Here is a 24,905-nt window from a genome sequence, read left to right on the forward strand (position 1 = left end):
ACATGAGGACACACCGCTGCCCGGGACGAGGCGGGCGGCGGCGATCCAGGCTCTCGAACTCCAGGGTACGGCGACCGTACGACACGGCACACAGGCCGGCGACAGTGAGGCACACTGGCGCACATGCGCGTACGAAGTATCGCGATCGCCGGGTTCGTCCTGATCGTGGCGCTGGTCACCGCCTGCTCGCCCGGCGCGGAGAACCAGCCGCCCGCGGCCGTGCCCACCACGGCCCCGACCACCGAGCCCGCCACCGGGCTGCGGGTCGAGGAGGTGGTGGCGGGACTCGAGCACGGCTGGGACATCGGCTTCCTGCCGGACGGCCGGGTCCTGGTCACCGAGCGGCCCGCCCGGCTGACGCTCGTGTCCGGCACCGGGCCCGGCGCGACCTCGACGACCGTGGACGCGGACCTGTCCAGCGTCTACGTGCAGGGCGAGGGCGGGCTGATGGGCATGGTCGTGCACCCGGACTTCTCCTCGTCGCGCGAGTTCACCACCTGCCAGACGCACCAGGAGGGCGGGCAGCCGGTCGACGTGCGGCTGGTGACGTGGCGGCTGTCGGAGGACGGGCGGAGCGCCACCCGGCTGCGTGACCTGCTGACCGGGCTGCCGATCAACCCGAGCGGCAGGCACTCCGGCTGCCGCCCCACGCTGGGCCCGGACGGCGCACTGTTCGTGGGCACCGGCGACATCGCCGACGACCCGACCATCCCGCAGGACCGCACGAGCCTCGGCGGGAAGGTGCTCCGGATCGACCTGGAGACCGGCGAGGGCCTGCCGGACAACCCGTTCGCGTCGTCGGACAACGCGAACGAACGGCGCGTGTACACCTACGGCCACCGCAACGTGCAGGGCGTCGCGTTGCGGCCGGGCACCGGCCAGATGTTCACCTCCGAGCACGGGCCCACCGGGTTCGACGAGGTGAACCGGCTGCGTGCGGGCGGGAACTACGGCTGGGACCCTTCGCAGGGCGGCACCGTCGACTTCTACGACGAGGACGTGCCGATGACCGACCTCGAACGGTTCCCGGACGCTGTTCCTCCACTGTGGACCACCGGTGAGCTGACCGAGGCGCCGAGCGGAGCCGCGTTCGTGCGCGGCGACCAGTGGGGCGACCTCGACGGGATGCTCGCGGTGTGCGCGTTGCGCGGGCAGAAGCTGCTGCTGTTCCGCATCGACGACGCGGGCGAGAACGTCACCGAGGTGCTGATCCCGCCCGAGTTCGACGACGAGTTCGGCAGGTTGCGCGCGGTGCGCGGCGGCCCGGACGGGGCGCTCTACGTCACCACGTCCTCGGGCGAGAACGACCAGCTGCTGCGCGTCACCCCGGAGTGAGGGCGGTCGCGCGGAGCGCGGCGAGCAGGTTCCGGACGTCCTGCCGCGCCCTGCCGACGTCGCGGTGGACGACGAACTGCAGGATCACGCCGTCGACACCGGCGACGAGGAGCCTGGCGAGCTGCGGCAGCGGCACCGGCGGCCGGTCGGCGTCCCGCCCGGCCTCGCGCAGCGCCGCCTCGACGACCTCGCAGTAGCGGGTGTACTGCCACTCGGCGAGCCCGGCCAGTCCCGGCTGGCGCAAGGCATGGGTGGTGAGCTCGTACTGCATGAGCTGCAGGCCGGGATCCGCTTCCACGACGCGCCAGAAGCCGTGCACGCTGTCCTCGATCGCCTTGGCGAGCCCGCCCCCTGGCTCGATCGAGCGCTCCAGCGTCGCGGCGATGTCCTCGGTGACCTGCTCGAGCACCGCGCGCAGCAGTTCCTGCTTGTCGGCGAAGACGTAGTGCACGGTCGCGAGCTGCACCCCCGCGCGCTCCGCGATCCGGCGGGTGGTCGCCGCCGCGAGCCCCTCGGCGCTCAGCACGTCGAGCGCGGCCCGGACGAGCTGACGGCGCCGCTCGGCCGAGGAAAGCCGTGCCATCTGCCCTCCGGGTACCGGTCGTGGTCGGTTGACCATATCCGACCCGGAGATTACGGTCGAATGACTTAGTCAAATGACCAACTCGGCGCCTCGGGGGTGCGGCGTGCGGCACGGATCCGATATCCACGCTGTCTGCGATGTCGTTGTCGTCGGAGCGGGCCTGTCCGGGCTGGCCGCCGCCACGAGAGTTGCCGCGCGGGGCCGTTCGGTAACCGTCCTGGAAGCGAGGGATCGCGTCGGCGGCCGCACGCTCAACGAGCCGGTCGGCGAGGGCAAGGTGGTCGAGCTCGGCGGCCAGTGGGTGGGGCCGACGCAGGAGCGCGTGCTCGCCCTGCTCACCGAGCTGGGACTGCGCACCTACCCCACGTTCGACGACGGCGACAAGCTCTTCGAGTTCCGCGGCAGGCTGCACCGCTACCGGGGCTCGGTGCCCCGGTTGAACCCGCTGGTCATCGCCGACATCGCCCAGGCACAGCTGCGGCTGGACCGGATGGCGCGGGAGGTGCCCCTCGACCGGCCGTGGGCGGCCCCGCGTGCCGAGCGGTGGGACGGCGAGACGTTCTCCTCGTGGATGCGGCGCAACGTGCGCACCGAGGGCGGTCGCGCGTTCTGCACGATCGTGTGCGAGGGCGTGTGGGCGGTGGCGCCCTCCGACGTCTCCCTGCTGCACTTCCTGTTCTACGTGCGCTCGGGCGGCGGGCTCGGCCGGCTCATCTCCACCGAGGACGGCGCGCAGAAGTGGCGGGTCGAGGGCGGCACGCAGCGGATCGCCCACCACCTCGCCGCGCGCCTGGGAGACGCCGTGCGGCTGGGCGCCCCGGTGCGCCGGATCAGGCAGGAGCGCGACGGCGTGACCGTCTCCACCGACGGCACCGAGGTCAGGGCGTCCCAGGTGATCGTCGCGGTGCCACCGGCGCTGAGCGTGCGGATCGCGTACGACCCGCCGCTGCCGGGACTGCGCGACCAGCTCTGCCAGCGCTACGCGCAGGGCTCGGTGATCAAGACGATGGCCGTGTACCCGGAGCCGTTCTGGCGCGCCGACGGGTTGTCGGGACAGGTCACCAGCGCGACCGGTCCGGTGAAGGTGTGCTTCGACAACTCGCCGCCGGGCTCCGCGCCGGGGGTGCTGCTCGGCTTCCTCGAGGGCAACCAGGCGCGGGCGCTCGGCCGGTTACCCGTGGAGCGGCGGCGCGAACAGGTGCTCGGCTGCTTCACGCGGTTCTTCGGGCCGGAGGCGGCGGATCCGGAGCGGTACCTGGAACGGGCGTGGGCCGAGGAGGAGTGGACGCGGGGCTGCTACGGCGGCTACCTGCCACCGGGCGGGTGGACCGGGCACGGCAGGGCGCTGCGGGAACCGGTCGGCCGGATCCACTGGGCCGGCACCGAGACGGCGACCGAGTGGAACGGCTACCTCGACGGGGCACTGACCGCCGGGGAGCGGGCCGCGGACGAGGTGCTCGCCACCTGAACCCGGCCCCGAACCGACCGCACGAAGCTCCCCAATGCCACTTTGGGTGCGGTCAACGCCCCCAATGTGGCATTCGGTGCGTTCACCGCACCGAATGCCACATTGGGGAAACGCCGGCAGGCGGGTGGTGAGACGTCACAGGTCCGTAATCCGGCCCTCCGTACCTCTCGGCGGGTTCGTGGCCCAGGATGATCGGCGAGCCGTCGACACCGGGAGGTCACTCATGTCCCTTCGCGCCAGGACGTTCGGTGCGGCGCTGTGCGCGGTCGCCACCGCGGCGATGCTGGCGGGCTGCGGCGCGGAGCCGGTGGCGCAGGAGCCCGCGGCGGGATCGTCCTCGCCCGCCTCCTCCACACCGTCCACACCGTCCACATCGGCCGGTTCGACCGCCGGGAACCCGGCATCGACACCACCCGCGGCCGAGGTCCCCGAGCAACTCCGGTTCACCGCCACGACGCTGGACGGCGAGCCGTTCTCCGGAAGCAGCCTCGCGGGCAAGGCCGCCGTGCTGTGGTTCTGGGCCCCGTGGTGCCCGAACTGCCGCGCCGAGGCGCCATCGCTGGCCCGCACGGCCGGGGCGAGCAAGGGCGAGGTGACTTTCGTCGGGGTCGCGTCGCAGGCGGGCCGGGCGGAGATGCGGGAGTTCGTCCGCGACTACGGCGTCGGCGGTTTCCGTCACCTCGACGACAGCGGCGGGGCGCTCTGGCAGCGGTTCGGCGTGACCTACCAGCCCGCCTACGCCTTCGTCAGCCCGGACGGCACGGTGGAGGTCGTCAAGCAGCAGCTGTCCGCGGACGAGCTGGCCGACCGGGTCGGCGGCCTGGCCGGCTGAGATGGAACTGGACGCGCTCGGCTTCGCGCTCGCGGCGGGCATGGTCGCCACCGTCAACCCGTGCGGCTTCGCGATGCTGCCCGCCTACCTGGCGCTCGTCGTCGCCGGGGAGGGCGCCGAGCGGCACGGCAGGCTCGCCGCGACCGGAAGGGCGCTCGTGGCGACGGCGGCGATGGCCGTCGGCTTCCTCACGGTGTTCGGTCTCTTCGGGCTGGTGATCGCCCCACTGGCGGCCTCCGTGCAGCAGTACCTGCCCGTGGTCACGGTCGTGGTCGGGGTGCTGATGGTGGCGTTCGGGGCGTGGTTGCTCACCGGGCGGGAGCTGACGCTGCTGCTGCCCAGACCCGCGAAGGGCGCGCCGACGGCCCGCCTCGGGTCGATGCTCGGCTACGGGTTCGCCTACGCCGTGGCGTCGCTGTCCTGCACGATCGCGCCGTTCCTCGCGGTGACCGCGACGACGTTCCGGAGCGGGTCGATCGGCACCGGAGTCGCCGCCTACCTCGCCTACGGTCTCGGCATGACGCTCGTCGTGGGAGTGCTCGCGGTGGCGGTGGCGCTGGCCAGCTCGGCCGTGGCCGCCCACGTCCGGCGCCTGCTGCCCCACGTGCACCGCGCCGGGGGCGCCCTGCTGGTGCTCGCCGGCCTCTACATCGGCTACTACGGGGTGTACGAGCTGCGGCTGTTCCACGCGGGCGGCTCGGCCGAAGACCCGGTGGTGGACGCGGCACGGGGCGTGCAGTCGACGCTCGCCGCGTGGGTGGACGCGATCGGCCCGGTACCGCTGGTGGCCGCGCTCGCCGTGCTGGTGGTCCTCGCGGCGGCGGTCACCAGCCGGGTGCGCACGCCTCGCGAGTGAACCCTCACGAGTCGGTGAGCCGCAGCTTCGGCTTGTGCTCCAGGTGGGACAACCCGTTCCAGGCCAGGTTCACCAGGTGGGCGGCCACCTCGTCGCGCTTGGGCTTGCGCGCGTCGAGCCACCACTGACCGGTCAGCGCGACCATGCCGACGAGCGCCTGCGCGTAGAGCGCCGCGAGCTTGTCGTCGTATCCCCGCGCGGAGAACTGCTGGCCGAGGATGTGCTCGACCTGGCTCGCGATGTCGTTGAGCAGCGTCGAGAACGTCCCGGTCGCGCTGGCCACCGGCGAGTCCCTGACCAGGATCCGGAACCCGTCGTGGGACTCCTCGACGTAGCTCAGCAGCGCGGTCGCCGCCTGCTCCAGCATCGCGCGCGGGTGCCCGCCGCTGAGCGTCGACACCATCCGGTCGAGCAGGAGCTGGGTCTCGCGGTCCACGACGACCGCGTAGATCCCCTCCTTGCCGCCGAAATGCTCGTACACAACCGGTTTCGACACGTTCGCCCGGTGCGCGATCTCCTCGATCGAGGCACCGTCGAACCCCTTCTCGGCGAAGAGCTCCCGCGCCACGTTGAGCAGCTGCTGCCTGCGCTCGGTGCCGGTCATCCGTACCCGGGCCACCGGGGCACCCGGCCGTACCCCGGTGGCCGCTTCTCGTCTTGCCCGCCTTCTCGCCGCCATCGTCCGCAGACTACGCGGCGGCGGGTGCTACCGGGACTCGGCGGCCAGCCTGGCCAGCCGCGTCTGCGTGGGCCACCTGACGTTGTACGCCCAGCCGAACTTCTCGAACAGCCAGATGAGCCGGGCCGAGATGTCGATTTGCCCCGGCCGCACGCCGTGCCGTGCCGAGGTCGGGTCGGCGTGGTGCAGGTTGTGCCAGGACTCGCCGAAGGAGAAGATCGCCAGCGGCCAGAAGTTGGCCGAGCGGTCGCGCGCGGTGAACGGGCGCTCGCCGATCATGTGGCAGATCGAGTTCACCGACCAGGTCACGTGGTGCAGGAAGCAGACCCGCACGAGACCGGCCCAGAAGAAGGCCGTGACCCCGCCCCACAGCGACCAGGTGACGAGCCCGCCGATGATCCCGGGCAGCACCAGCGACAGCAGGGTCCACAGCCAGAACAGCTGGTCGACCCGCTTCAGCGCCGGGTCCTTGAGCAGGTCGGGGGCGAACCGCTCCGCGTTGCTGCGGTCGCGCTCGAACAGCCAGCCCATGTGGGCGTGCCAGAAACCCTTGGTGATCGCCCACGGCGATGTGCCGTACAGCCAGGGCGAGTGCGGGTCGCCCTCCCGGTCGGAGAAGGCGTGGTGCCTGCGGTGGTCGGCGACCCAGGTGATCAGCGGGCCCTGCACGGCGAGGCTGCCCGCGATCGCCATGGTGACCCGCAGCCACTGCTTCGCCTTGAAGGAACCGTGGGTGAAGTGGCGGTGGAAGGCGACCGTGATGCCGAGCCCGCTCACGGCGTAGAAGAACACGAACAGCCCGACGTCGACCCACGTGAGACCCCAGCCCCAGGCGAAGGGCACGGCCGCGACGAGCGCGACGAGGGGTGCGATCACCCCGAAGTACACGGCGAGATGCACCCCGAGCGGGCGCTGGCCGTCAAGGATCGGTTTGGGACCTTTGGCTGTGTTGGCTGTGTTGTCTCCGGAGGCCGCGGAACCTTCGAGGGTAGCCGTCATGCACGTCACTTCTTTCCGAACAGGGACCTAAGGGTCCCCTTACCTACGCTTCCGTAAGTTACGGTACAGGAGGTAGGACGCCCTGAACAGGCCGAGAACGTCCGGCGAAACCCCTCCGGCGAGTACCCAATCTCGCAGCGGCTATCCTGACCAGGCGCGATCCGCCGTAGTGTAATTGGCAGCACTTCAGATTTTGGTTCTGACAGTTCAGGTTCGAGTCCTGACGGCGGAGCAGCCCACCCGAGGTGCCCGAAGGGGGTGTGTGGCCGCTGCACGGCGAGGTTCCCGACGGAGAGGATCTCAGGCGCCCGGCCTTGGGCGACATGTCCGACGCCTGGCTGGTCGGCCGCGCCCGGGAACTCATTGCCGCGGTGCAGCGCAGCGAGCGGGCCGAGCAGCTGCGGGTGATCGGCACCCTCGACGAGCTGCTGGAGGAGACGCAGCGCCGGGGAGAACCGATCCTGGTCGCCCAGATGCTGCGGGCCACCGCGCTGGCGCGGCTCGTCACCCGGGGGCTCGCGGCCGAGGCCGAGGCCCTGCTCGACGAGATGCTGGCCCACACCCGCAGGCACGGCCTCGCGCTGCTGCGGGCCAACGCCCACGCGCTGCGGGGCAGGTTGCTCGTGCTGGCCGAGCAGGAGGACGCCGCCCTCACCGAGATCGCGAGGGCGCTCGCCATCCTCGACGACGCGTCCGGCACCGACGGCCAGCTCGGCAGGCGCGCGTGGGACCGGCTGCTCTCCTCCGCCCTGATCGACTGCTGGATCGTGCTCAACCAGCTGGGGGTGTACGAGGCCGCCGAAGAGGTCATCGCCCGCGCCCACCAGGCGATCCGGGACAGCGCGGGACCGCACGAGATCACCCTGCAGCTGATGAACCGCGTCAAGATGCTGCTCGGCTGGGGCCTGCGGCTGGAGCGCGTCGGGCGCTACGACGAGGCGGGTGAGAAGTTCCGCACCGCCGCGTCGATGGCGATCGCGGTCGAGGCGCCGTTCGCCGAGTCGCTGTTCCCGCGACGCTCCGGCGTGCCCGCCGTGGAACAGGTCGGCGTCCTGGCGGCCTCGCTCGCCCTGGCGGCGCCGAACCCCGCGCACATCGAGCGGCTGTACCGGCTGCACGCCGAGCACGGCTACCCGCACGAGCACGTCATCGTCACGATCGCGCTCGCCCGCTGCCTCGAGGCCGACGGCCGCGGCGACGAGGCGATCGACGTGCTGCGCGCGGCCCGGCACACCCAGGCGGAGGACAACTCCCAGCCGTCGATGCGGCTCAACCTCGTCCGGGAACTGGCCCGGCTGGGCGCACCGGGAGACGGTACGGACTCCCTCGAACCCGACGCCAAGCCCACCGGTCTGCTCGCCGAGTACGCCTCGGCGCTGGAGGCGGAGCTGTGGTCGCTGCGCGAGTCGCAGATAGCCACCCTGAACACCCGGCGCGAGCACGAGCGCCTCTCCGCCGAGCACGGCGCCATCACGCAGCAGGCCATGCAGGACCCGCTCACCGGGCTGCCCAACCGGAGGGCACTGGACGAGCGGTTGCGCACCCTGGCTTCCTCGGCGGCGGCGCAGCCGCTCTCGGTGGCGCTGGTCGACCTGGACGGGTTCAAGGACGTCAACGACAAGCACTCCCACGCCGAGGGCGACGATGTGCTGCGGGTGGTGGCGAGCACGCTGCGTGACGCGCTGCGCGGTGACGACATCGTGGCCCGCTATGGCGGGGACGAGTTCATCGTCCTGCTGCCCGGTGCGCCCGTGTCCGCCGCCACCCAGGCGCTGAGCCGTTCGGTGAACGCCGTCGCGAACCTGCCCAAACACCTCTCGCACGGGGTGACCCTGTCCGTGGGGCTGGTCTCCCTGCGTCCGCAGGAGCGTGCGGAGGAAGTGCTCTCCCGTGCGGACGCGGCGATGTACCAGGCGAAACGGCGCGGCGGCAACCAGATCTCCTCCTCGCCGACCCCCGGCGGGGAGCAGCCCGACGACCAGGACGGTCCCGACGCGAGTGACCCCCCGTTCGGTCTCGGAGAGCACACGTAGGATCGGGGCCGCGTTCATCCGCCCGACATCGAGGAGTGCCGTGACCGGCCCGCTGAGCACAGTCATTCTCGCCGCCGGTGAGGGAACCCGGATGCGTTCCCGCATCCCCAAGGTGCTGCACCCGATCGCGGGGCGCCCCCTGGTGGAACACGCCGTCCGCGCGGCCGCCGGCCTCGACCCGGAACAACTCGTGGTCGTCGTCGGACACGGGCGGGAGGCCGTCTCCGAGCACCTGGAGCACGTCGGCAAGGTCCTCGGCAGGTCCGTGACGACCGCGGTCCAGGAACGACAGCAGGGTACCGGGCACGCCGTTTCGTGTGCACTTGGGACCCTTCCTCCCGGATTGTCCGGAACGGTGCTCGTGACGTACGGCGACGTTCCGCTGCTCGACACCACGGCGCTCGCCGCGCTCCTCGCCGAGCACAGCGAGAACCGGAACGCCGTCACCGTGCTCACGTCCGTTGTGGACGATCCGACGGGCTACGGCCGGATCCTGCGCGACCCGGACGGCGCCGTGCTCGGCATCATGGAGCACAAGGACGCGGGCCCGGACCAGTTGGAGATCAACGAGATCAACTCCGGCGTCTACGCCTTCGACGCCGCGACCCTCGCCGAGGGGCTGAACCGGCTGTCCACCGACAACGCGCAGGGCGAGCTGTACCTCACCGACGTGCTCGGCATGGCGCGCGGCGACGGCAAGCGGGTCGGGGCGCTCGTGGTGGACGACCCGTGGCTCACCGAGGGCGTGAACGACCGGGTCCAGCTCGCCACGCTCGGCGCCGAGCTGAACCGCAGGATCGTGCGCCGCTGGCAGCGCGAGGGCGTGACGGTGGTGGACCCGGAGTCGACGTGGCTCGACGCGGACGTGACGCTCGCCCGCGACGTGGTCATCGCGCCCAACGTGCAGCTGCACGGCGGCACCACGGTCGGTGAGGGAGCGCGGATCGGCCCGGACACGACGCTGACGGACGTACGGGTCGGCGCGGGCGCGACCGTGGTGCGCACCCACGGCAGCGAGTCCGAGATCGGCGACGGCGCCTCCGTCGGCCCGTTCGCCTACCTTCGGCCGGGCTCGCGGCTCGGCGCGAAGGGCAAGATCGGCACGTTCGTCGAGACGAAGAACGCCGACATCGGCACGGGGTCGAAGGTGCCGCACCTGACCTACGTCGGCGACGCCACGATCGGCGAGCACAGCAACATCGGCGCGTCGAGCGTGTTCGTCAACTACGACGGGGTGCGCAAGCACCACACCACGGTCGGCTCGTACGTAAGGACCGGCTCGGACACGATGTTCATCGCACCGGTCACCGTGGGGGACGGCGCCTACAGCGGCGCCGGAACGGTGATCCGCCGCGACGTGCCACCCGGCGCGCTGGCGGTCTCGGGGACGCCACAGCGGAACATCGAAGGCTGGGTGCTCCGGCGCAGGCCGGGTACCCCCGCGGCGGAGGCCGCCGAACAAGCGCTCGCCGCGCAGCAGGAAACCGATACCGACGGGGAGTCGCCAGAATGAGCCCGAAGTCCGGCACGCCGAAGAAGAACCTCATGCTCTTCTCCGGCCGTTCACACGTGGAACTCGCCGAAGAGGTGGCCAAGCACCTCAACGTGACGATCACCCCGCAGACCCTGCACACCTTCGCCAACGGCGAGGTGTACGTGCGGTATCAGGAGTCGGTGCGCGGCACGGACGCGTTCGTCATCCAGAGCTACCCCAATCCGATCAACGAGTGGATCATGGAGCAGCTCATCATGGTGGACGCGCTCAAGCGCGGCAGCGCCAAGCGCATCACCGTGATCATGCCGTTCTACCCGTACTCGCGGCAGGACAAGAAGCACAAGGGGCGCGAGCCGATCTCCGCGCGGCTCATCGCCGACCTGTTCAAGACCGCGGGCGCCGACCGGATCCTGACCGTCGACCTGCACACCGCCCAGATCCAGGGTTTCTTCGACGGCCCCGTCGACCACCTGCTCGCGCAGACCGTGCTCGCCGACCACATCAACGAGACCTACGGGGACGCGGACATCACGGTCGTCTCCCCCGACTCCGGCCGGGTGCGGCTGGCCGAGAAGTGGGCGCAGCAGCTCGGCGACCGGCCGATCGCGTTCATCCACAAGACGCGCGACCCGGACAAGCCGAACCAGGCGGTGGCCAACCGCGTGGTCGGGCACGTCCGGGGCAGGCTGTGCGTGCTCATCGACGACATGATCGACACCGGTGGCACGATCACGAAGGCCGCCGACGCGCTGCTGGCCGAGGGCGCCGCGGACGTCGTCATCGCCTCGACGCACGGCATCCTCTCCGACCCGGCCACGGAGCGGCTCTCCCGCTGCAACGCCCGCGAGGTCATCGTCACCAACACGCTGCCGATCCCCGAGGAGAAGCGGTTCGGCAACCTCACCGTCCTGTCGATCGCGCCGCTGCTGGCGCGGGCGATCCAGGAGGTCTTCGAGGACGGCTCCGTGACGAGCCTCTTCGACGGCAGCGCCTGAGCGCGCCGCCCCGCCGTTCGGCCCTGGGCGAAAAGGGGGACGGCGCGCGCCGGAGCTCGTAGCGTGCGCCACATGAGACCGTTCCGGTTCGGGATCAGCCTCCGTCAGGTCGGGCGGCGCGACGAGTGGATCGCCAAGTGCCGCAGGGCCGAGGAGCTCGGTTACGACGTCATCGCCGTCGCCGACCACCTCGGCCCTGGGCGGGCGTCACCGCTCACGGCACTCGCCGTGGCAGCGGCCGTCACCGAGCGTCCCCGGGTCGTCCCGTTCGTGCTCAACGTCCCCTTCTACCACGCGGCGCTGCTGGCCCGCGAGGTCGCCACCACGAGCGGCCTCACGGACGGCAGGCTCGACCTCGGGCTCGGCGCCGGGCACAGCAAGGCCGAGTTCGACGACGCCGGGCTGCCCTGGTGGCGGGCGGGCGAGCGCATCGCCTACCTCGAGCGCGTGCTGGGCGAGCTGCGCGAGCGCCTCGGCGAGGCGCTGCCCCCGGTGCTGATCGCGGGCAACAGCGACGGTGTGCTGGCGCTGGCCGCCCGCCACGCCGACTGCGTCGGTCTCGCCGGGCTGCGCCAGGTGCGGGGCGCGGCGCCCGACACCTTGACGCTCACGAGCGCCCGCGAACTCGACGAACGGGTGGCCTACGTGCACGACCGGGCGGGCACCCGGGCGGCGGACCTGGAGTTCAACCTGCTGGTCCAGGACGTCGTCGTCACGAACGACCCGGAACGGGAGCTGGCACGCTGGCGGGCGGCGGCGCCGGATCTCGACCTCGGGGACGCCGAGCTGCTGGAAGCGCCCCAGCTGCTCCTCGGCGAGCCGGACGAACTGGTCGCCAGGGTTCGGGCGCTGCGCGAGCGCTACGGCGTCAGCTACGTCACCGTGTTCGAGCCCGCGATGGAGACGTTCGCTCCGGTGGTCCGGGAACTGGCGGGTCGCTGACGCCCCGGCGATCGACGGCGAAACCGCTGGATTAGACTGTGCAGGTTGTCTCGGCGAGGCGGGCACCGCACGGCCGGTGCCCGACGTGATCGACGCGGCGGCTCGAGCAGCCACGCGTGCGCGCACGCCGGTGGAGCTCGCCGCCGAACAGCCACACAACGCTAGGCCCCGATCCCACCGCGAGGAGTGCATACCCGTGTCCGAGGTACGTCTGACAGTCGAACAGCGCACGGAGTTCGGCAAGGGCGCGGCCCGCCGAGCCCGCCGTGCCGGCAAGATTCCAGCGGTCCTGTACGGCCACGGCGCCGACCCGCGGCACCTGTCGCTGCCCGCGGTCGAGTTCGCCAGGGTGATCCGCGACAACGGCCAGAACGCCGTCCTGACGCTCGACGTCGCCGGCGCGGAGAAGAAGGCCGAGAAGGCCACCGAGCTGGCCCTCACCAAGACCATCACCGTGCACCCGCTGAAGAACTACATCGAGCACGTCGACCTGCTGGTGGTGCACCGCGGCGAGAAGGTCACCGTCGACGTCCCCCTGGTGCTCACCGGCGACCCGGCGCCCGGCGGCCTGGTGAACCAGGACCTCGACGCCCTGCAGGTCGAGGTCGACGCGCTGAACATCCCCGAACAGTTCGAGGTGTCGATCTCCGGCGCCGAGATCGGCACCCAGATTCTCGCCTCGCAGGTCCAGCTGACCGCGGGCGCGACCCTGGCCACCGACCCCGAGCACCTCGTCGTCTCCATCTACGAGGCGCCGAGCGAGGCGGCCATGGAGGCCGAGGTCGACACCGAGGGCGCCGGCGTGGTCGAGGACAAGCCGGAGACCGAGGGCGGCGAGAACGCGTCCGCCGAGTAAGGAACCTCCGGTGGCGAACGACCTGCCGGGTGCCGGCGAGCTCGTGCTGCTCGTCGGCCTCGGCAACCCGGGGCCGAGCTACGCGGGCAACCGGCACAACGCCGGGTTCCTGGTGGTCGACGAGCTGGCCGCGCGGCTCGGCGGGAAGTTCAAGGCCCACAAGAGCGGAGCCGAGGTGCTCGAGGGGCGCCTCGGCGGCCGCCGGGTCGTGCTCGCCAAGCCGAGGTCGTTCATGAACCTCTCGGGTGGTCCGGTCGCCGGTGCCGCCCGGTTCTTCAAGGTGGGCCCCGACGGCGTCGTCGTGGTCCACGACGAGCTGGACGTGCCCTACGGTGCCGTGCGGCTCAAGTTCGGTGGCGGCGACAACGGGCACAACGGGCTGCGCTCGATCACGAAGTCGCTCGGCACCCGGGACTACTACCGCGTGCGGTTCGGCGTCGGCCGCCCGCCCGGCCGGATGGATCCGGCCGATTTCGTGCTGAAGGACTTCTCCGCCGTCGAGCGGCGCGAGCTGCCGCTGAACGTCGACCGGTGCGCCGACGCCGTGGAGGAGCTGGTCTCCGCCGGTCTCACGGCGGCGCAGAACGCCTTCCACGCGACCTGACGCGGCCACGGACAATCCGTCGCGGAACGTGTCCAGCGCCTCACTCGATGGCGTTGTCCACGGCACCTGTTCGAGTCGAGCGCCCCGCGAAGGGGTTTCCGCCGCCGCGACCTGGGGCTAGGACGGAATGCGGGACCCACCCGACCGAGCCCTAGCCAGGAGAGCGAGTTTCATGTCTTTCACCGCTGCGGACGTGCGCAACATCGAGTTCGGCAACGCTCCGATCGGCCGCCGGGGCTACGCCAAGCACGAGGTCGACGAGTTCATGGAGCGCATCGCGAAGACGCTCTCCGGCCAGGACGATCTCACCGCCGCCGAGGTGCACCACGTCGCGTTCGGCAGGCCGCTGATCGGCAAGCGCGGGTACGACGAGCGCGAGGTCGACGAGTTCCTCGACGCCATCGAGGAGCAGCTGCTGCACGGCACCGGCGCCCGCCGCGACGCGCACCAGGTGCCCTCCGCCAGGGAGGAGTCCCAGGCCACGTCCGAACGCGCCCGCCAGGACGCCGCGCCCGCGACCGAGTGGGTCACCGAACGCCCCTCGTGACCAGCCGCCCGGGGTCGTGAGTGAGAAACGTTGTTCTAACCACGTTTCTCACTCACGACACCGGGGGCATCAGGCGAGCTGCTCGATCCGGTCCCGGTACTGCACTTCCGTGGCCGCACGCTTGACCTTGCCGGACGGCGTCTTGGGCAGGCTGCCCGGCGGCAGCACCACCACCGAGTAGGGCCGTGCGTCCACGGCGTCCCGCACCCGGGCGGCGACGTTCTTGGCCAGCACGCGTTCCTGCTCGGCGTCACCGGCCAGTGTGGACTCCAGCACGACGGCGAACCGCTCCCGCCGGGTGCCGGCGTCGATGCGCACGGCCACGGCGTTGCCCGCCCGCACGCCCTCCACCGAGCTCGCGGCGCGTTCGATGTCGGTGGGGTAGATGTTGCGGCCGCCCATGATGATGACGTCCTTGCTGCGGCCGCAGATCACGATCTGCCCGCCGGTGAGGTAGCCGAGGTCGCCGGTGGCGAACCAGCCCTCCGCGTCCTGGGTCTCGACGGGACCGTCCACGGTGAGGTACCCGGGCGTGACGGCCTCGCCGCGCAGCCGGATCTCACCGACCTCCCGGTCCCCGAGGACGTTGCCCTCGGTGTCGACCACCTGTGCCTCGAGCCCGTCCAGCGGCGGGCCGAGCACGGCGAACGAGCGCACCTCGTCGGTGCCCCGGCGCGGGTCGCCCTCCGGAACGGGCACCGCCCGGTTCTCCGCCTCCAGCGCGTGCGCCTCGATGACGTCGACCGTGAGTCCCGTGAACAGCGGCGCGAACGACACGGCGAGCGTGGCCTCCGCGAGACCATAGGCGGGGAACACGCACTCCGGGGGCATCTTGAAGCGCGCACCGGCGTCGGTGAACGTCTTGACGGCGGACGGGTCGATGGGCTCGGCGCCGTTGAGGGCGATGCGCAGAGTGGACAGATCGTAGGCGTCGTCGTCCTCGATCCTCGCCATGCGCCTGCCCACGATCGCGTACGCGAAGTTGGGGGCGGCCGTGGTGGTGCCGCGATACCTGCTGATCAGTTCCGGCCAGATCAACGGTCCACTGAGGAACTCGACAGGGGTGATCTTGATCAGCTCGACGCCGAACGTCATCGGCACGGTGAGAAACCCGACCATGCCCATGTCGTGGAACGTCGGCAGCCACGACACCATCACGTCGCGGTCGAACACGAACTCGGCCCGGTCGACCATCGCCTTGACATTGGAGTAGAGGTTGCCGTGGGTGATGCGCACGGCCTTGGGCTCCGCGGTCGAGCCGCTCGTGAGCTGCAGCAGCGCGAGGTCGTCCTCGCCGCTCGGCACGGGCCGGCCGAGGGGGTCGGCGGCAAGCAGGTCGGTGATCATCCGGAAGCCGATGCCGTGCTCGGTGAGCACCGGCGCGAGCTGGTCGAACGGCTCCCCGAGGACCACCAGCTCGGAACCGATCATGCCGAGCACGCGGATCGTGTCCTCCGCCCACTGCGCGAGATCGGTGCGCGGGGTGGGCTGGTGCAGCATGGTGACACTGCCGCCGGCGAGCCAGACGCCCTGCACCGTCGGCGCGATGAGCTCCGGGGCGGCGGCGAGCACCGCGACCGCGCTCCCCGGGCGCAGCCCGCCCGACACGAGACCGCCCGCCACACGGCGAGCCCGCTCGTGCACCTCGAACCACGTGCGACGTACCGGCTCCCCCGGCTCCCCGGTGACCATCCCCTGCTGCCGGCCACCGGCGTGCGCGGTGGCGACCATCGTGTCCACGAACCGACTCATGGGTAGACCTTAACCTCGCGAACGAACACGGTTTCTCACTCCACCGCTTCGGAGGCCTCCAGCCAGCGCTGCTCGAGTTCTTCCTTCTCGGTGAGCAGTGCCTTCAGCTCGGTGTTGAGCTCCATCAACCGGTCGGGGTCGGTCGCCGCCTCGGCGAGCTCGCCGTGCAGCTTCGCCTCCCGCTCGTGCAGCGTGTCGAGCTTGCGCTCCAGCCGGGACAGCTCCTTGGTGATCGCCCGGTGCTCGGCGGCGCTCATCCCCGGCTGCTGCTCCTTCGGCCGCTGCTCGGGCGTGGGCCGGGCGGGCAGTTCCAGCAGGCTGGCGCGGCGCCGCAGGTACTCCTCGATGCCGCCGGGCAGGTGGGTGACCTTGCCGTCGCCGAACAGCGCGACGACGTGGTCGCACACGCGCTCCACGAGGTAGCGGTCGTGCGAGACGACCACGAGCGTGCCGGCCCACGAGTCGAGCAGGTCCTCCAGCTGCTGCAGGGTGTCGATGTCCAGGTCGTTCGTCGGCTCGTCGAGCAGCAGCACGTTCGGTTCGGACATCAGCAACCGGACCAGCTGCAGGCGGCGCCGCTCGCCGCCGGAGAGGTCGTCGACCGGCGTCCACTGGCGCGAGGCCGGGAAGCCGAGCTTCTCCGCCAGCTGCGAGGCGGTCAGCTCCTGCTTGCCGAAGGTCACCCGCCCGGCGACCGCCTCCACGGCCTGCAGCACGCGCAGGTTCCCCGGAAGGTCCTCGAGTTCCTGCTTCAGGTGCGCGAGCCGGACGGTCTTGCCCTCGACCCGCCGCCCGGTGATCGGCTCGGCCTCACCGGCCAGCAACCGCAGCAGCGTCGTCTTGCCCGAGCCGTTCACACCGACGACACCGATCCGGTCGCCGGGCCCGACGCGCCAGGTGACGTGGTCGAGCAGCGTGCGGTCGCCAGCCTGCAGCGACGCGTCCTCCAGCTCCAGCACGGTCTTGCCGAGGCGCCGCTTGGCGAACGCGAGCAGCTCGGGGGTGTTGCGCGGCTCGGGCACGTCGGAGATGAGCGCCTCGGCCGCCTCCACCCGGTACCGCGGTTTGGACGTGCGGGCCTTCGCGCCACGCTGGAGCCACGCGAGCTCCTTGCGGGCGAGGTTGCGCCGCTTCTCCTCGGCCGCGGCCGCCAGCCGGGCACGCTCGGCGCGCGCGTACACCCAGTCCGCGTAGCCGCCCTCGTACTGCTCGACACGACCGTCGGCGACCTCCCAGGTCCGGCCGCACACCGTGTCGAGGAACCAGCGGTCGTGGGTGACCACGACGAGCGCGATCCTGCGCGCCAGCAGGTGGTCCGCGAGCCAGCGCACACCCTCGATGTCGAGGTGGTTGGTGGGCTCGTCGAGCACGACGAGATCGAGTTCCGCGACCAGCGCGGCGGCGAGTGCCAGCCTGCGGCGCTCCCCACCGGACAGACCGCTCGTGGGGGTCTCCAGGCCGATCGCCGAGATACCGAGACCGTCCACGATGGACCGGATACGCGGGTCCGCGGCCCACTCGTGCTCCGCGGCGTAACCGGGCAGCACGATCTCGCGCACGGTGCTGCCCTCGGGCAGCTCGGTGCGCTGCGTGACCACGGCCATCCGCAGGTCCCTGGCGCGGCTGACGCGGCCGGAGTCCGGCGGGCTGATCCCGGCGAGCACCTCCAGCAGCGTGGTCTTGCCGCCCCCGTTGAGGCCGACGACGCCGATCCGGTCGCCCTCGGCCACGCCGAGCGAGACGCCGTCGAGCAGCGGCCGCACACCGTAGGACTTGCTGACCGATTCCAGGTTGACCAGGTTGGCCATCCGCCTGCTGTTCCTCTCGTTCACGCGTGCACTTGCGGCGGCGAGGTCGGCCGGGGGGTGTCGTCGCCCCCGACGAGCCGCGCGCCGGGCACCGGCCCGTGCGCGACCCGGACGGTGCGGCACACGCCCGCGCCGGACAGCTCGGCGGCGACCTCGAGGGCCGACTCGGCGCCGGTGCACAGGAACGCGCAGGTCGGTCCCGATCCGGACACCGTGCCGGCCAGCGCGCCCGCGTTGACGCCGGCTCTCAGCGTCCGGCGCAGGCCGGGCCGCAGGGAGACGGCGGCGGCCTGCAGATCGTTGCCGAGCAGCAGGGCGAGCTGGCGCGGATCGCCGGAGGCCAGTGCCTCGACCACGGGCGCGTGGGAACCCACGCGCGGCGGGTCCCCCGCCTCCCGCAGCCGGTCCAGCTCGCCGAAGACCTTCGGGGTCGACAGCCCGCGCTGGTCGAACGCGAGCACCCAGTGGAACGTGTGCCGGGACAGCACCGGCACGAGCTGCTCGCCCCGGCCCGTGCCCAGTGCGGTGCCGCCGTAGAGCGCGAACGGCACGTCGCTGCCCAGCGTGGCGGCGATCCCGGCGAGCTCGTCGCGGGCGAGGTCGAGTCGCCACAACGTGCTGAGCCCGAGGAGCGTGGCCGCCGCGTCGGCGCTGCCGCCCGCCATCCCACCGGCGACGGGGATGCCCTTGCGCAGCACCACCCGGATGCCGTCGGCGTCCGCGGGCCGTTCCGCGTACTCGGCGAGCGCGCACACCGCCCGCCACGCGAGGTTCTCCGGCCCGGTCGGCACCGACTTCTCACCCTCACCGTGCACCTCGACACCCGGCTCCTCGGAGACGGCGACGGTGACCTCGTCGGTCAGGGAGAGCGCCTGGAAGATCGTGGTGAGCTCGTGGTAGCCGTCCTCGCGCGCGTCCCCGACGGAAAGGTGCAGGTTGACCTTGGCGGGCACCCGCACGGTCACGGGAGGTGGTACGACGGCAAGCACGGCTCCCAGCCTACGTTGCCGGGGTCAGTCGCGTGGTGCTGCCAGCTCCAACGCGACCCGGAGGGCGACGTCGGCCGGCGGCAGCGTCTCGGGGTCGGCCGCGAACATCGGGTTGGCCTGCAGCATGAGCGCGACCACGGCGAGCCGCGACCGCAGCTGGGTCGCGGGATCGTCCTCACCTGCGCAGACGAGCCGGAACAGCTCCTGGATCTTGGCCGCGAACGCGTGCTTGACGCCGAGTTCCCGCATCGCGGGCATGTTCTGCTGCATGAACCGCAGGACCGGGGCGTACTCACCGGCGACGACGGCCGAGAACCGGCGCAGGACCTCCTCCCTAGCGTGTGCGGAGTCCCGGTGGCTGCGGCCCCACTCCAGCAGGTCGTCGAGCGCGCTCGCCAGGTCGGACATGAAGCTGTGGACGATGTCCTCTTTGGTCTTGAAGTGGTAGTACAGCGCGGCCTTGGTCAGGTCGAGCCGCTCGGCGATCTCGCGGAGCGAGGTCTTCTCGTAGCCCTGCTCCGCGAACAGCTCGAGCGCGACGCGCTGGATCCGCTCCCGGGTGTCGCTGCGCCGCCCCACCATTCGCTGTCCCTTCGAAACCTCGCCACAAACTTACTTGACGGCCGACTAGTAACGGAATACCGTTCGGTCGTCGCTAACTAACCGGTCGGCAAGTAAGCCCTCGCTCCGAGGATACCCGCCACCGGTCACCGATCAGTCTCGCAAGGGGGAACCATGACGACGACGGCACCCGCTCCCGTGGGTGGGGGCACCGGCCGGCGCAGATGGTGGGCGCTCGGCGTGATCAGCCTCGCCCAACTGCTGGTCATCATCGACATGACGATCATGACGATCGCGCTGCCCTCGGCCCAGCAGGACCTCGGGATGTCGGACACCGCCCGGCAGTGGGCGATCACGGCGTACACGGTGGCCTTCGGCGGCCTGCTGCTGCTCGGCGGGCGGCTGGCCGACCGGCTGGGCCGCCGCAACACGCTGCTCGCCGGCGTGGTCGGGTTCGCGCTCGCCTCCGCGCTCGGCGGCGCGGCGGGCAGCACGGAGATGCTGCTCGCGGCCCGCGCGCTGCAAGGGGTGTTCGCCGCCCTGCTGGCACCGTCCACGCTCTCGCTGCTGACGATCACCTTCAGCGAACCCCGCGAGCGGGCACGGGTGTTCGGGGTCTTCGGGGCGATCATGATGTCCGGGGCGGCGATCGGGCTGCTCGCCGGTGGCGCGCTGGCCGAGTACCTCGGCTGGCGCTGGTGCCTCTACGTCAACCTGCCGATCGCCGTGGTCGCGGCCGTCGCGGGCTGGTTCGTGCTGCCGCACGCGGAGGCCCACCGGGACGCGCGGCTCGACTGGCTCAGCGCGGTGCTCGGCGGCGGCGCGATCGTGTCGCTGGTCTACGGCCTCGCGGAGGCGGCCGAGCGCGGGTTCGGTTCCGGCCTGGTGCTCGGGTCGCTCGCGGTGGCCGCGGTGCTGGTCGCGGCGTTCGCGGTCCGGCAGGCTCGCACCACCGGTCCGCTGCTGCCGCCTGCCATCCTGACGGACCGGTCCAGGGCGGCCGGGTTCCTCGCCGTCGGCGTCGCGGCGTTCGGGATGTTCGGGATGTTCCTGTTCCTGACGTTCCAGCTGCAGACGATCATGGGGTACGGGCCGCTCCGGTCGGGGCTGGCGTTCCTGCCCCTGATCGGCGCGAACGTGCTGGCCGCGACGCAGCTGACGGGGCGGCTGTCCGCGCGCTACGGGCCGCGTCCGCTGCTCGGCGGCGGGCTGCTGCTGCTCGCGGCGGGCCTGTTCACGCTGACCTGGCTCACGGCGGAGAGTTCCTACGCCGGGCTGATCCTGCCCGCCGAGGTGGTGCTCGGCCTCGGTGCGGGGCTGACGATGCCGACCGTGATCAACCTGGCCACCGCCGGGGTGGCGCCGCGTGCGGCGGGGGCGGCGTCGGCGTTCGTGACGACCTCGCAGCAGGTGGGCGCCTCGCTCGGAACGGCGACGCTGAACACCATCGCGACCGCGGCGACCACGTCCATGCTCGCCGATCCGTCCGGCACGGGCGACCCGGCTGCGGCGACGGTGCACGGCTTCGCCACGGCGAGCGGATGGGGCGCCGCCGTGCTGGCCGCCGGTGCGGTCGCGGTGGTCGCCCTCTACCGCCGTCCCCCACAGGTGTCCCCGGCGCCCCACTAACCCCACCCAAGGGGGAGCGAGGGAGCTTTACTCTCGTTTGACGGGAGCAAAGCTCCCTCGCTCCCCCGGCGGCGGGCGAGTGGTGAGCGGGTCAGGCGGCGACGTGGCGCAGGCCGTAGAGGGTGTGGGTGACGTGGCCGCCGCGCTCGGCGATCCACGCCAGCGCCGCGTCTGCCCGCTGGCCCCGCACGCCGAGGCGGAACCGGGCGACCGGCGTGTCGCCGATCCGGGTCAGGCCGCCGCCGATCGTCGCCAGCTCGACGTCGAACCGGTACGCCGCCTCGGGCAGCAGGGCCCCGACGGCGGCGAAGCCGACCAGCACGACGTCCACCGCGAGGTCGTACCGCGCCGTCTGCGCACGGGAGGTCTCGACGGCGGGCAGCAGGTCCGCCGCGACGCGGCTGCCCGGCTTCACGAGCAGGTCCAGCAGCTTGCCGCTCTCCACGACGGTGCCCCGCTCCAGCAGCGCGACGTCGTCGCACACCCGCCGGGCCACGCTCGCGTCCGGCGTGGTCAGCACCACGGTCGTGCCCAGCTCGGCCCGCGCCCGGTCGAGCACCGTCAGCAGCGCCCCCGACTCCTCGGCGTCCACCCCCCGGGTGGGGTCGTCGGCGAGCAGCACCGACGGCGCGGCGGCGAGCGCCCGCGCCACGGCCACCCGGCGCCGCTGGCCGGGCGTCAGGCTCTCCGGCCGGTCCCCGGCCCGCTGGGTCAGGCCGATCAGATCGAGCAGCGTGCCCACGCGGTTCCGCCGCTGCGGACCGTCCACACCACCGAGCTCCAGCGGCAGCGCGACGTTGCCGGCCACGGTCCGCTCGTCCCGCAGCCGGGTGTCGACCACGGCCACCTGCCGCCGCGTGTCCCGCAGCTTCCGGCCGTCCAGCCGCGTGGTGTTGAGACCGTCATAGCGGACGACGCCGCGATCGGGCCGCTCCTGCAGCGCGACGCAGCGCGCCAGGGTCGACTTACCCGCACCGGCCGGGCCGACGACCCCGTACAGCGCGCCGGCGTCGACCGCGAGGCTGACGTCGCGCAGCGCCGTGACGGGCGTGCCGTTTCCGGGGAATGACTTGCTCACGTTCTCGACGGTGATCACGTATGGCTCCAGAGCAGCTCGACGACACCGCCTGCGGGCGGTGGCGCGGAAGGAAAGAAGTGGCGACGGACGGGTCAGGCGAGGGGGGAGGAAACCAGGGAACGGCGACACGCGGAAACCGTGCGGCGGCCCTCGTCGACTACTCGGCGCCTCGTCAGCAGTCGGGAGCGATACATGAACCCTCCATCGGTCCTGGCGTTAGCACCTGCCCCCGTTCGGGCGGTTGCTGCGACTTCGGCGAGCCAGGTCTCTCGGTCGCTCGGGATGGATGCCCTACGAGTACACCGGACTCCGCGGCCGGAACGCAAGCCGGCCGACGGAGATCACACCTTCGTCGCAGCGGAGGCGACGCGCGCGAAGTCGGTGACGTCCAGCTGCTCGCCGCGGGTGCGCGGGTCGACGCCCGCCGCCGTGAGCAGGACCCCGGCCCGGTCGGCGGAACCCGCCCACGAGGCCAGCGCCGCCCGCAACGTCTTGCGGCGCTGCGCGAACGCGGCGTCGACGAGGGCGAAGACGGCGTCCCGGTCGGCCCCCGGAGGCGGCTCGTGCCGGATGAACTCCACCAGCGCCGAGTCGACGTTCGGCACCGGCCAGAACACCGACCTCGGGACGGCGGCGACCTTGCGGGCCCGGCCGTACCAGGCGGTCTTCACGCTCGGCACGCCGTACACGCGGCTGCCGGGAGCCGCGGCCATCCGGTCGGCCACCTCGGTCTGAACCATCACCAGGCCGCGAGCCAGCGACGGCAGCTCCGCCAGCAGGTGCAGTACGACGGGCACCGCCACGTTGTACGGCAGGTTGGCCACCAGCGCCGTCGGCGGCTCCGGCAGGTCACCGGCGCGCACGCGCAGGGCGTCCGCCGTCAGCACGGTGAGCCGGTCGGCCGCGCTCGTGTGCCGCCGCACGGTCCCGGGCAACCTCGCGGCAAGCACGGGGTCGATCTCGACGGCGATCACCCGCGCGCCCGCCGCGAGCAAGCCGAGGGTGAGCGAGCCGAGCCCGGGCCCCACCTCGAGGACGACGTCCCCCGGACCGACCCGGGCCAGCTCCACGATGCGGCGCACCGTGTTGGCGTCATGCACGAAGTTCTGGCCGAGCTTCTTCGTCGGCCGGACGCCGAGCTCGCTCGCCAGCGCGCGGATCTCGGCGGGACCGAGCAGGCCCGGGGTTTCGGTCACCGGACCAGCTTAGGCGGCCGGGGATCCGTTACTGGGGCAGCCCGAGCTGGCTGGAGCAGTGTGGCCAGGCACCGTACCCGCCACGCGCGTCGCGCAGCTTCGTGGCGATGGCGATCTGCTGCTCGCGCGTCGCCTGGTGCGGGTAGGCCGCGTACTGCTCGCCGCCGTAGGCATCCCACGTCTGCTTGTTGAACTGCAGTCCGCCGTAGTAGCCGTTGCCGGTGTTGATCGACCAGTTGCCGCTCGACTCGCACTGCGCCAGCGCGTCCCAGACCTCCGCGTCGGAGATCTGCGGCTGCGGCGGCTCCTTGGTGCCGACCCGGACCACCTTCGGCTCGGCCTTCTTGATGACCTTCTCGGAGAGCTTCTCCCTGGCGACTTCCTGGTCGTTCTTCTTCGTCACGCGGTAGGTGACGACCTTCTCGCCGGGGGTGCCCTCGTCCTCGACGACCTCCTCGCCCTGCAGGAGCTCGGGGTCCTCGACCTCCTTCACCGGCGGCTCGATGACCTCGTTCTCGTTGATGACGGACACGCCGGTGCGGCTGATGCGCACCTCGGCGCCGTCCACGAGCTTGAAGTCGAGCCCGTTGACCACCTCGTCATCCGGGCCGAGGCTGAGGTTGAGCTCGCGGAGGAACTCCTCGGCGGTGACGGCGGTGGTGGTCACCTCGCGCGGCTTGTTGCCGCCGTCGAAGAGCGTGATGTGCTTGAGGGTCTTGATCTCCAGCGTCATGCCGTCGAGCGGCACCTCGCCGGTGGTCGGCACCGAGAACCAGGTGCCGGGCCTGTCCAGCTCGGAGAGCCCGAGCTGGCCGAGCGCCTCGCCCACGGTGGTGGCCCTGACCCAGGACTCGCGCTGGGCGCCGTCGACGATGAGGTTGAGCTTGCGGCCCCGCTCGAGCGTGATGACCCCACCGTCACCGACAGGGGCCTGCGGGGACGGGGAGAGCGCGTCGTGCACGCCGACGTTGATGCCCGCGTCGTCGAGCACCTCGCCGACCGTGTCGCCGAAGCTGCGGACGGTGCGCTCCTGACCGTCGACCTCGACGGTCACGCTCTTGTTCATGGCCAGCGCCGCGGCGCCGCCGCCGGAGAGCGTGATGAGCACCGCCATCGCGGCGCCCTTGAGGAAGCGCTTCTTCCACGTGCGGACCGCACCGGCGAGGCCCTGGTCGGGCTCCTCGAGCGCGGGCGCGGTCTTGCCGACCCGGTCTCCGGCGGCCTCGTCCGGGACCGTGATCGGCGGAAGCATGGTGGTCTCGGCGTTGATCAGCCGGATGAGCTCGTCGACGTCGATGTCGGCATCGGAAAGCAGGTCATCGACCTGCGGGCCGAGCGCCATCCGCACGTCGTGCGGGGTGACCTGCGGTTCCGGTGAGAAGTCCCAGTCCTCGCCCGGCCAATCCAGGAGGGCGGTGGAGCCGCCGGTGGATCTCGCGGGTGCCCCGGCGCGCGCGCCGGTGTGCCTCGAACTACCAGTCACAGGGTCGATCCCTTTCGCATAAGGCCGTACGGCCTCGTACGTAGGCGGGGGTGGCCCGCCGTTTTCGTCCGACTCCCGCAGTCAGCGCCGTCCCTCGCGACCGTTGGCCGCTTCCCCGACGTACACCGACGTGACTGTGGGCGCACCGGTTGGTTGCTACCAGACCAGCACGATCACGGGACAGT

22 protein-coding genes, 1 tRNA gene and 1 riboswitch are annotated in these 24,905 nt (G+C 71.9%); of the genes, 13 read left to right on the plus strand and 10 right to left on the minus strand.

Annotated elements, in window-relative coordinates; translation table 11 throughout:
* Window positions 1-123: 123 nt before the first annotated feature.
* Window positions 124-1,335, plus strand: a complete 1,212-nt coding sequence (locus tag B0I33_RS03630) for a PQQ-dependent sugar dehydrogenase (protein ID WP_106177098.1) — start codon at window positions 124-126, stop codon at window positions 1,333-1,335.
* Here the strand turns inward: B0I33_RS03630 and B0I33_RS03635 are convergent.
* Window positions 1,322-1,918, minus strand: coding sequence for a TetR/AcrR family transcriptional regulator (locus B0I33_RS03635; protein WP_181193164.1), 597 nt, complete (start codon window positions 1,916-1,918; stop codon window positions 1,322-1,324). The genes B0I33_RS03630 and B0I33_RS03635 overlap by 14 nt on opposite strands.
* A gap of 103 nt (window positions 1,919-2,021) precedes the next feature.
* On the opposite strand from B0I33_RS03635, the gene B0I33_RS03640 reads away from it, so the two are divergent.
* The 3 genes from B0I33_RS03640 (at window position 2,022) to B0I33_RS03650 (ending at window position 5,074) form a co-directional block, all read left to right on the plus strand.
* A complete protein-coding gene (locus B0I33_RS03640; protein ID WP_245900428.1) occupies window positions 2,022-3,386 on the plus strand; it encodes a flavin monoamine oxidase family protein in 1,365 nt (454 codons plus the stop codon).
* Window positions 3,387-3,609: 223 nt separating this feature from the next.
* Window positions 3,610-4,218, plus strand: coding sequence for a redoxin domain-containing protein (locus B0I33_RS03645; protein ID WP_106177101.1), 609 nt, complete (start codon window positions 3,610-3,612; stop codon window positions 4,216-4,218).
* A gap of 1 nt (window position 4,219) precedes the next feature.
* Window positions 4,220-5,074, plus strand: a complete 855-nt coding sequence (locus B0I33_RS03650) for a cytochrome c biogenesis CcdA family protein (protein ID WP_106177102.1) — start codon at window positions 4,220-4,222, stop codon at window positions 5,072-5,074.
* Window positions 5,075-5,078: 4 nt separating this feature from the next.
* Here B0I33_RS03650 and B0I33_RS03655 read toward each other — a convergent pair whose 3' ends face one another.
* Together B0I33_RS03655 and B0I33_RS03660 are read right to left on the minus strand one after the other, a co-directional pair.
* A complete protein-coding gene (locus B0I33_RS03655; protein WP_106177103.1) occupies window positions 5,079-5,678 on the minus strand; it encodes a TetR/AcrR family transcriptional regulator in 600 nt (199 codons plus the stop codon).
* A 102-nt stretch (window positions 5,679-5,780) separates the two neighbouring features.
* Window positions 5,781-6,752: an acyl-CoA desaturase gene (locus B0I33_RS03660; protein WP_106177104.1), complete on the minus strand. Its 972-nt coding sequence runs from the start codon at window positions 6,750-6,752 to the stop codon at window positions 5,781-5,783.
* Between the two features lie 160 nt (window positions 6,753-6,912).
* On the opposite strand from B0I33_RS03660, the gene B0I33_RS03665 reads away from it, so the two are divergent.
* The 8 genes from B0I33_RS03665 to B0I33_RS03700 all read left to right on the plus strand — a co-directional run bounded on the left by B0I33_RS03665 (window position 6,913) and on the right by B0I33_RS03700 (window position 14,224).
* Window positions 6,913-6,984 (plus strand) — tRNA-Gln (locus tag B0I33_RS03665).
* 91 nt (window positions 6,985-7,075) lie between these two features.
* Window positions 7,076-8,785 (plus strand): GGDEF domain-containing protein, encoded by a 1,710-nt coding sequence (locus B0I33_RS03670; RefSeq protein WP_106177640.1) that lies wholly within the window; start codon window positions 7,076-7,078, stop codon window positions 8,783-8,785.
* A 40-nt stretch (window positions 8,786-8,825) separates the two neighbouring features.
* Window positions 8,826-10,298, plus strand: coding sequence for a bifunctional UDP-N-acetylglucosamine diphosphorylase/glucosamine-1-phosphate N-acetyltransferase GlmU (gene glmU / locus B0I33_RS03675; protein ID WP_106177105.1), 1,473 nt, complete (start codon window positions 8,826-8,828; stop codon window positions 10,296-10,298).
* The gene (locus tag B0I33_RS03680) at window positions 10,295-11,275 is read left to right on the plus strand and encodes a ribose-phosphate diphosphokinase (RefSeq protein WP_106177106.1); all 981 of its coding nucleotides are present in this window, start codon (window positions 10,295-10,297) and stop codon (window positions 11,273-11,275) included. The genes glmU and B0I33_RS03680 overlap by 4 nt, the downstream gene beginning before the upstream one ends.
* 72 nt (window positions 11,276-11,347) lie before the next feature.
* Window positions 11,348-12,217: a TIGR03621 family F420-dependent LLM class oxidoreductase gene (locus tag B0I33_RS03685; protein WP_106177107.1), complete on the plus strand. Its 870-nt coding sequence runs from the start codon at window positions 11,348-11,350 to the stop codon at window positions 12,215-12,217.
* A gap of 196 nt (window positions 12,218-12,413) precedes the next feature.
* Entirely contained in the window at window positions 12,414-13,073 is a 660-nt protein-coding gene (locus B0I33_RS03690) for a 50S ribosomal protein L25/general stress protein Ctc (RefSeq protein WP_106177108.1), read from the plus strand.
* A 10-nt stretch (window positions 13,074-13,083) separates the two neighbouring features.
* Window positions 13,084-13,677 carry an aminoacyl-tRNA hydrolase gene (pth, locus tag B0I33_RS03695; RefSeq protein WP_106177109.1) on the plus strand — a complete coding sequence of 198 codons (594 nt, stop codon included), beginning with the start codon at window positions 13,084-13,086 and terminating at the stop codon, window positions 13,675-13,677.
* Between the two features lie 172 nt (window positions 13,678-13,849).
* Entirely contained in the window at window positions 13,850-14,224 is a 375-nt protein-coding gene (locus B0I33_RS03700; protein ID WP_106177110.1) for a DivIVA domain-containing protein, read from the plus strand.
* 69 nt (window positions 14,225-14,293) lie between these two features.
* On the opposite strand, the gene B0I33_RS03705 is transcribed toward B0I33_RS03700, so the two are convergent.
* The 4 genes from B0I33_RS03705 to B0I33_RS03720 are packed head-to-tail and all read right to left on the minus strand — an operon-like array spanning window position 14,294 to window position 19,355.
* On the minus strand, window positions 14,294-15,976 hold the full coding sequence (locus B0I33_RS03705) for a fatty acyl-AMP ligase (RefSeq protein WP_106177111.1): 1,683 nt from the start codon (window positions 15,974-15,976) through the stop codon (window positions 14,294-14,296).
* A gap of 35 nt (window positions 15,977-16,011) precedes the next feature.
* Complete coding sequence (locus B0I33_RS03710; protein ID WP_106177112.1) at window positions 16,012-17,784, minus strand: ABC-F family ATP-binding cassette domain-containing protein; 1,773 nt, start codon at window positions 17,782-17,784, stop codon at window positions 16,012-16,014.
* Between the two features lie 20 nt (window positions 17,785-17,804).
* The gene (locus tag B0I33_RS03715; protein WP_106177113.1) at window positions 17,805-18,773 is read right to left on the minus strand and encodes a 4-(cytidine 5'-diphospho)-2-C-methyl-D-erythritol kinase; all 969 of its coding nucleotides are present in this window, start codon (window positions 18,771-18,773) and stop codon (window positions 17,805-17,807) included.
* A 24-nt stretch (window positions 18,774-18,797) separates the two neighbouring features.
* Entirely contained in the window at window positions 18,798-19,355 is a 558-nt protein-coding gene (locus tag B0I33_RS03720; RefSeq protein WP_106177114.1) for a TetR/AcrR family transcriptional regulator, read from the minus strand.
* Window positions 19,356-19,508: 153 nt separating this feature from the next.
* Between B0I33_RS03720 and B0I33_RS03725 the strand changes: the two genes are divergently transcribed.
* The gene (locus B0I33_RS03725) at window positions 19,509-20,963 is read left to right on the plus strand and encodes an MFS transporter (protein WP_106177115.1); all 1,455 of its coding nucleotides are present in this window, start codon (window positions 19,509-19,511) and stop codon (window positions 20,961-20,963) included.
* A 91-nt stretch (window positions 20,964-21,054) separates the two neighbouring features.
* Here the strand turns inward: B0I33_RS03725 and B0I33_RS03730 are convergent, their stop codons facing one another.
* The 3 genes from B0I33_RS03730 to B0I33_RS03740 all read right to left on the minus strand — a co-directional run bounded on the left by B0I33_RS03730 (window position 21,055) and on the right by B0I33_RS03740 (window position 24,720).
* The gene (locus tag B0I33_RS03730; RefSeq protein WP_181193165.1) at window positions 21,055-22,059 is read right to left on the minus strand and encodes a methionine ABC transporter ATP-binding protein; all 1,005 of its coding nucleotides are present in this window, start codon (window positions 22,057-22,059) and stop codon (window positions 21,055-21,057) included.
* 180 nt (window positions 22,060-22,239) lie between these two features.
* Window positions 22,240-22,330: riboswitch (SAM riboswitch) on the minus strand.
* Window positions 22,331-22,382: 52 nt separating this feature from the next.
* Complete coding sequence (gene rsmA, locus B0I33_RS03735; protein WP_106177116.1) at window positions 22,383-23,237, minus strand: 16S rRNA (adenine(1518)-N(6)/adenine(1519)-N(6))-dimethyltransferase RsmA; 855 nt, start codon at window positions 23,235-23,237, stop codon at window positions 22,383-22,385.
* A gap of 28 nt (window positions 23,238-23,265) precedes the next feature.
* Window positions 23,266-24,720, minus strand: a complete 1,455-nt coding sequence (locus tag B0I33_RS03740) for a resuscitation-promoting factor (protein ID WP_106177117.1) — start codon at window positions 24,718-24,720, stop codon at window positions 23,266-23,268.
* Window positions 24,721-24,905 lie beyond the last annotated feature (185 nt).

This window comes from Prauserella shujinwangii, assembly GCF_003001955.1.
In the GTDB taxonomy this organism is placed as follows: Bacteria; Actinomycetota; Actinomycetes; order Mycobacteriales; family Pseudonocardiaceae; genus Qaidamihabitans; species Qaidamihabitans shujinwangii.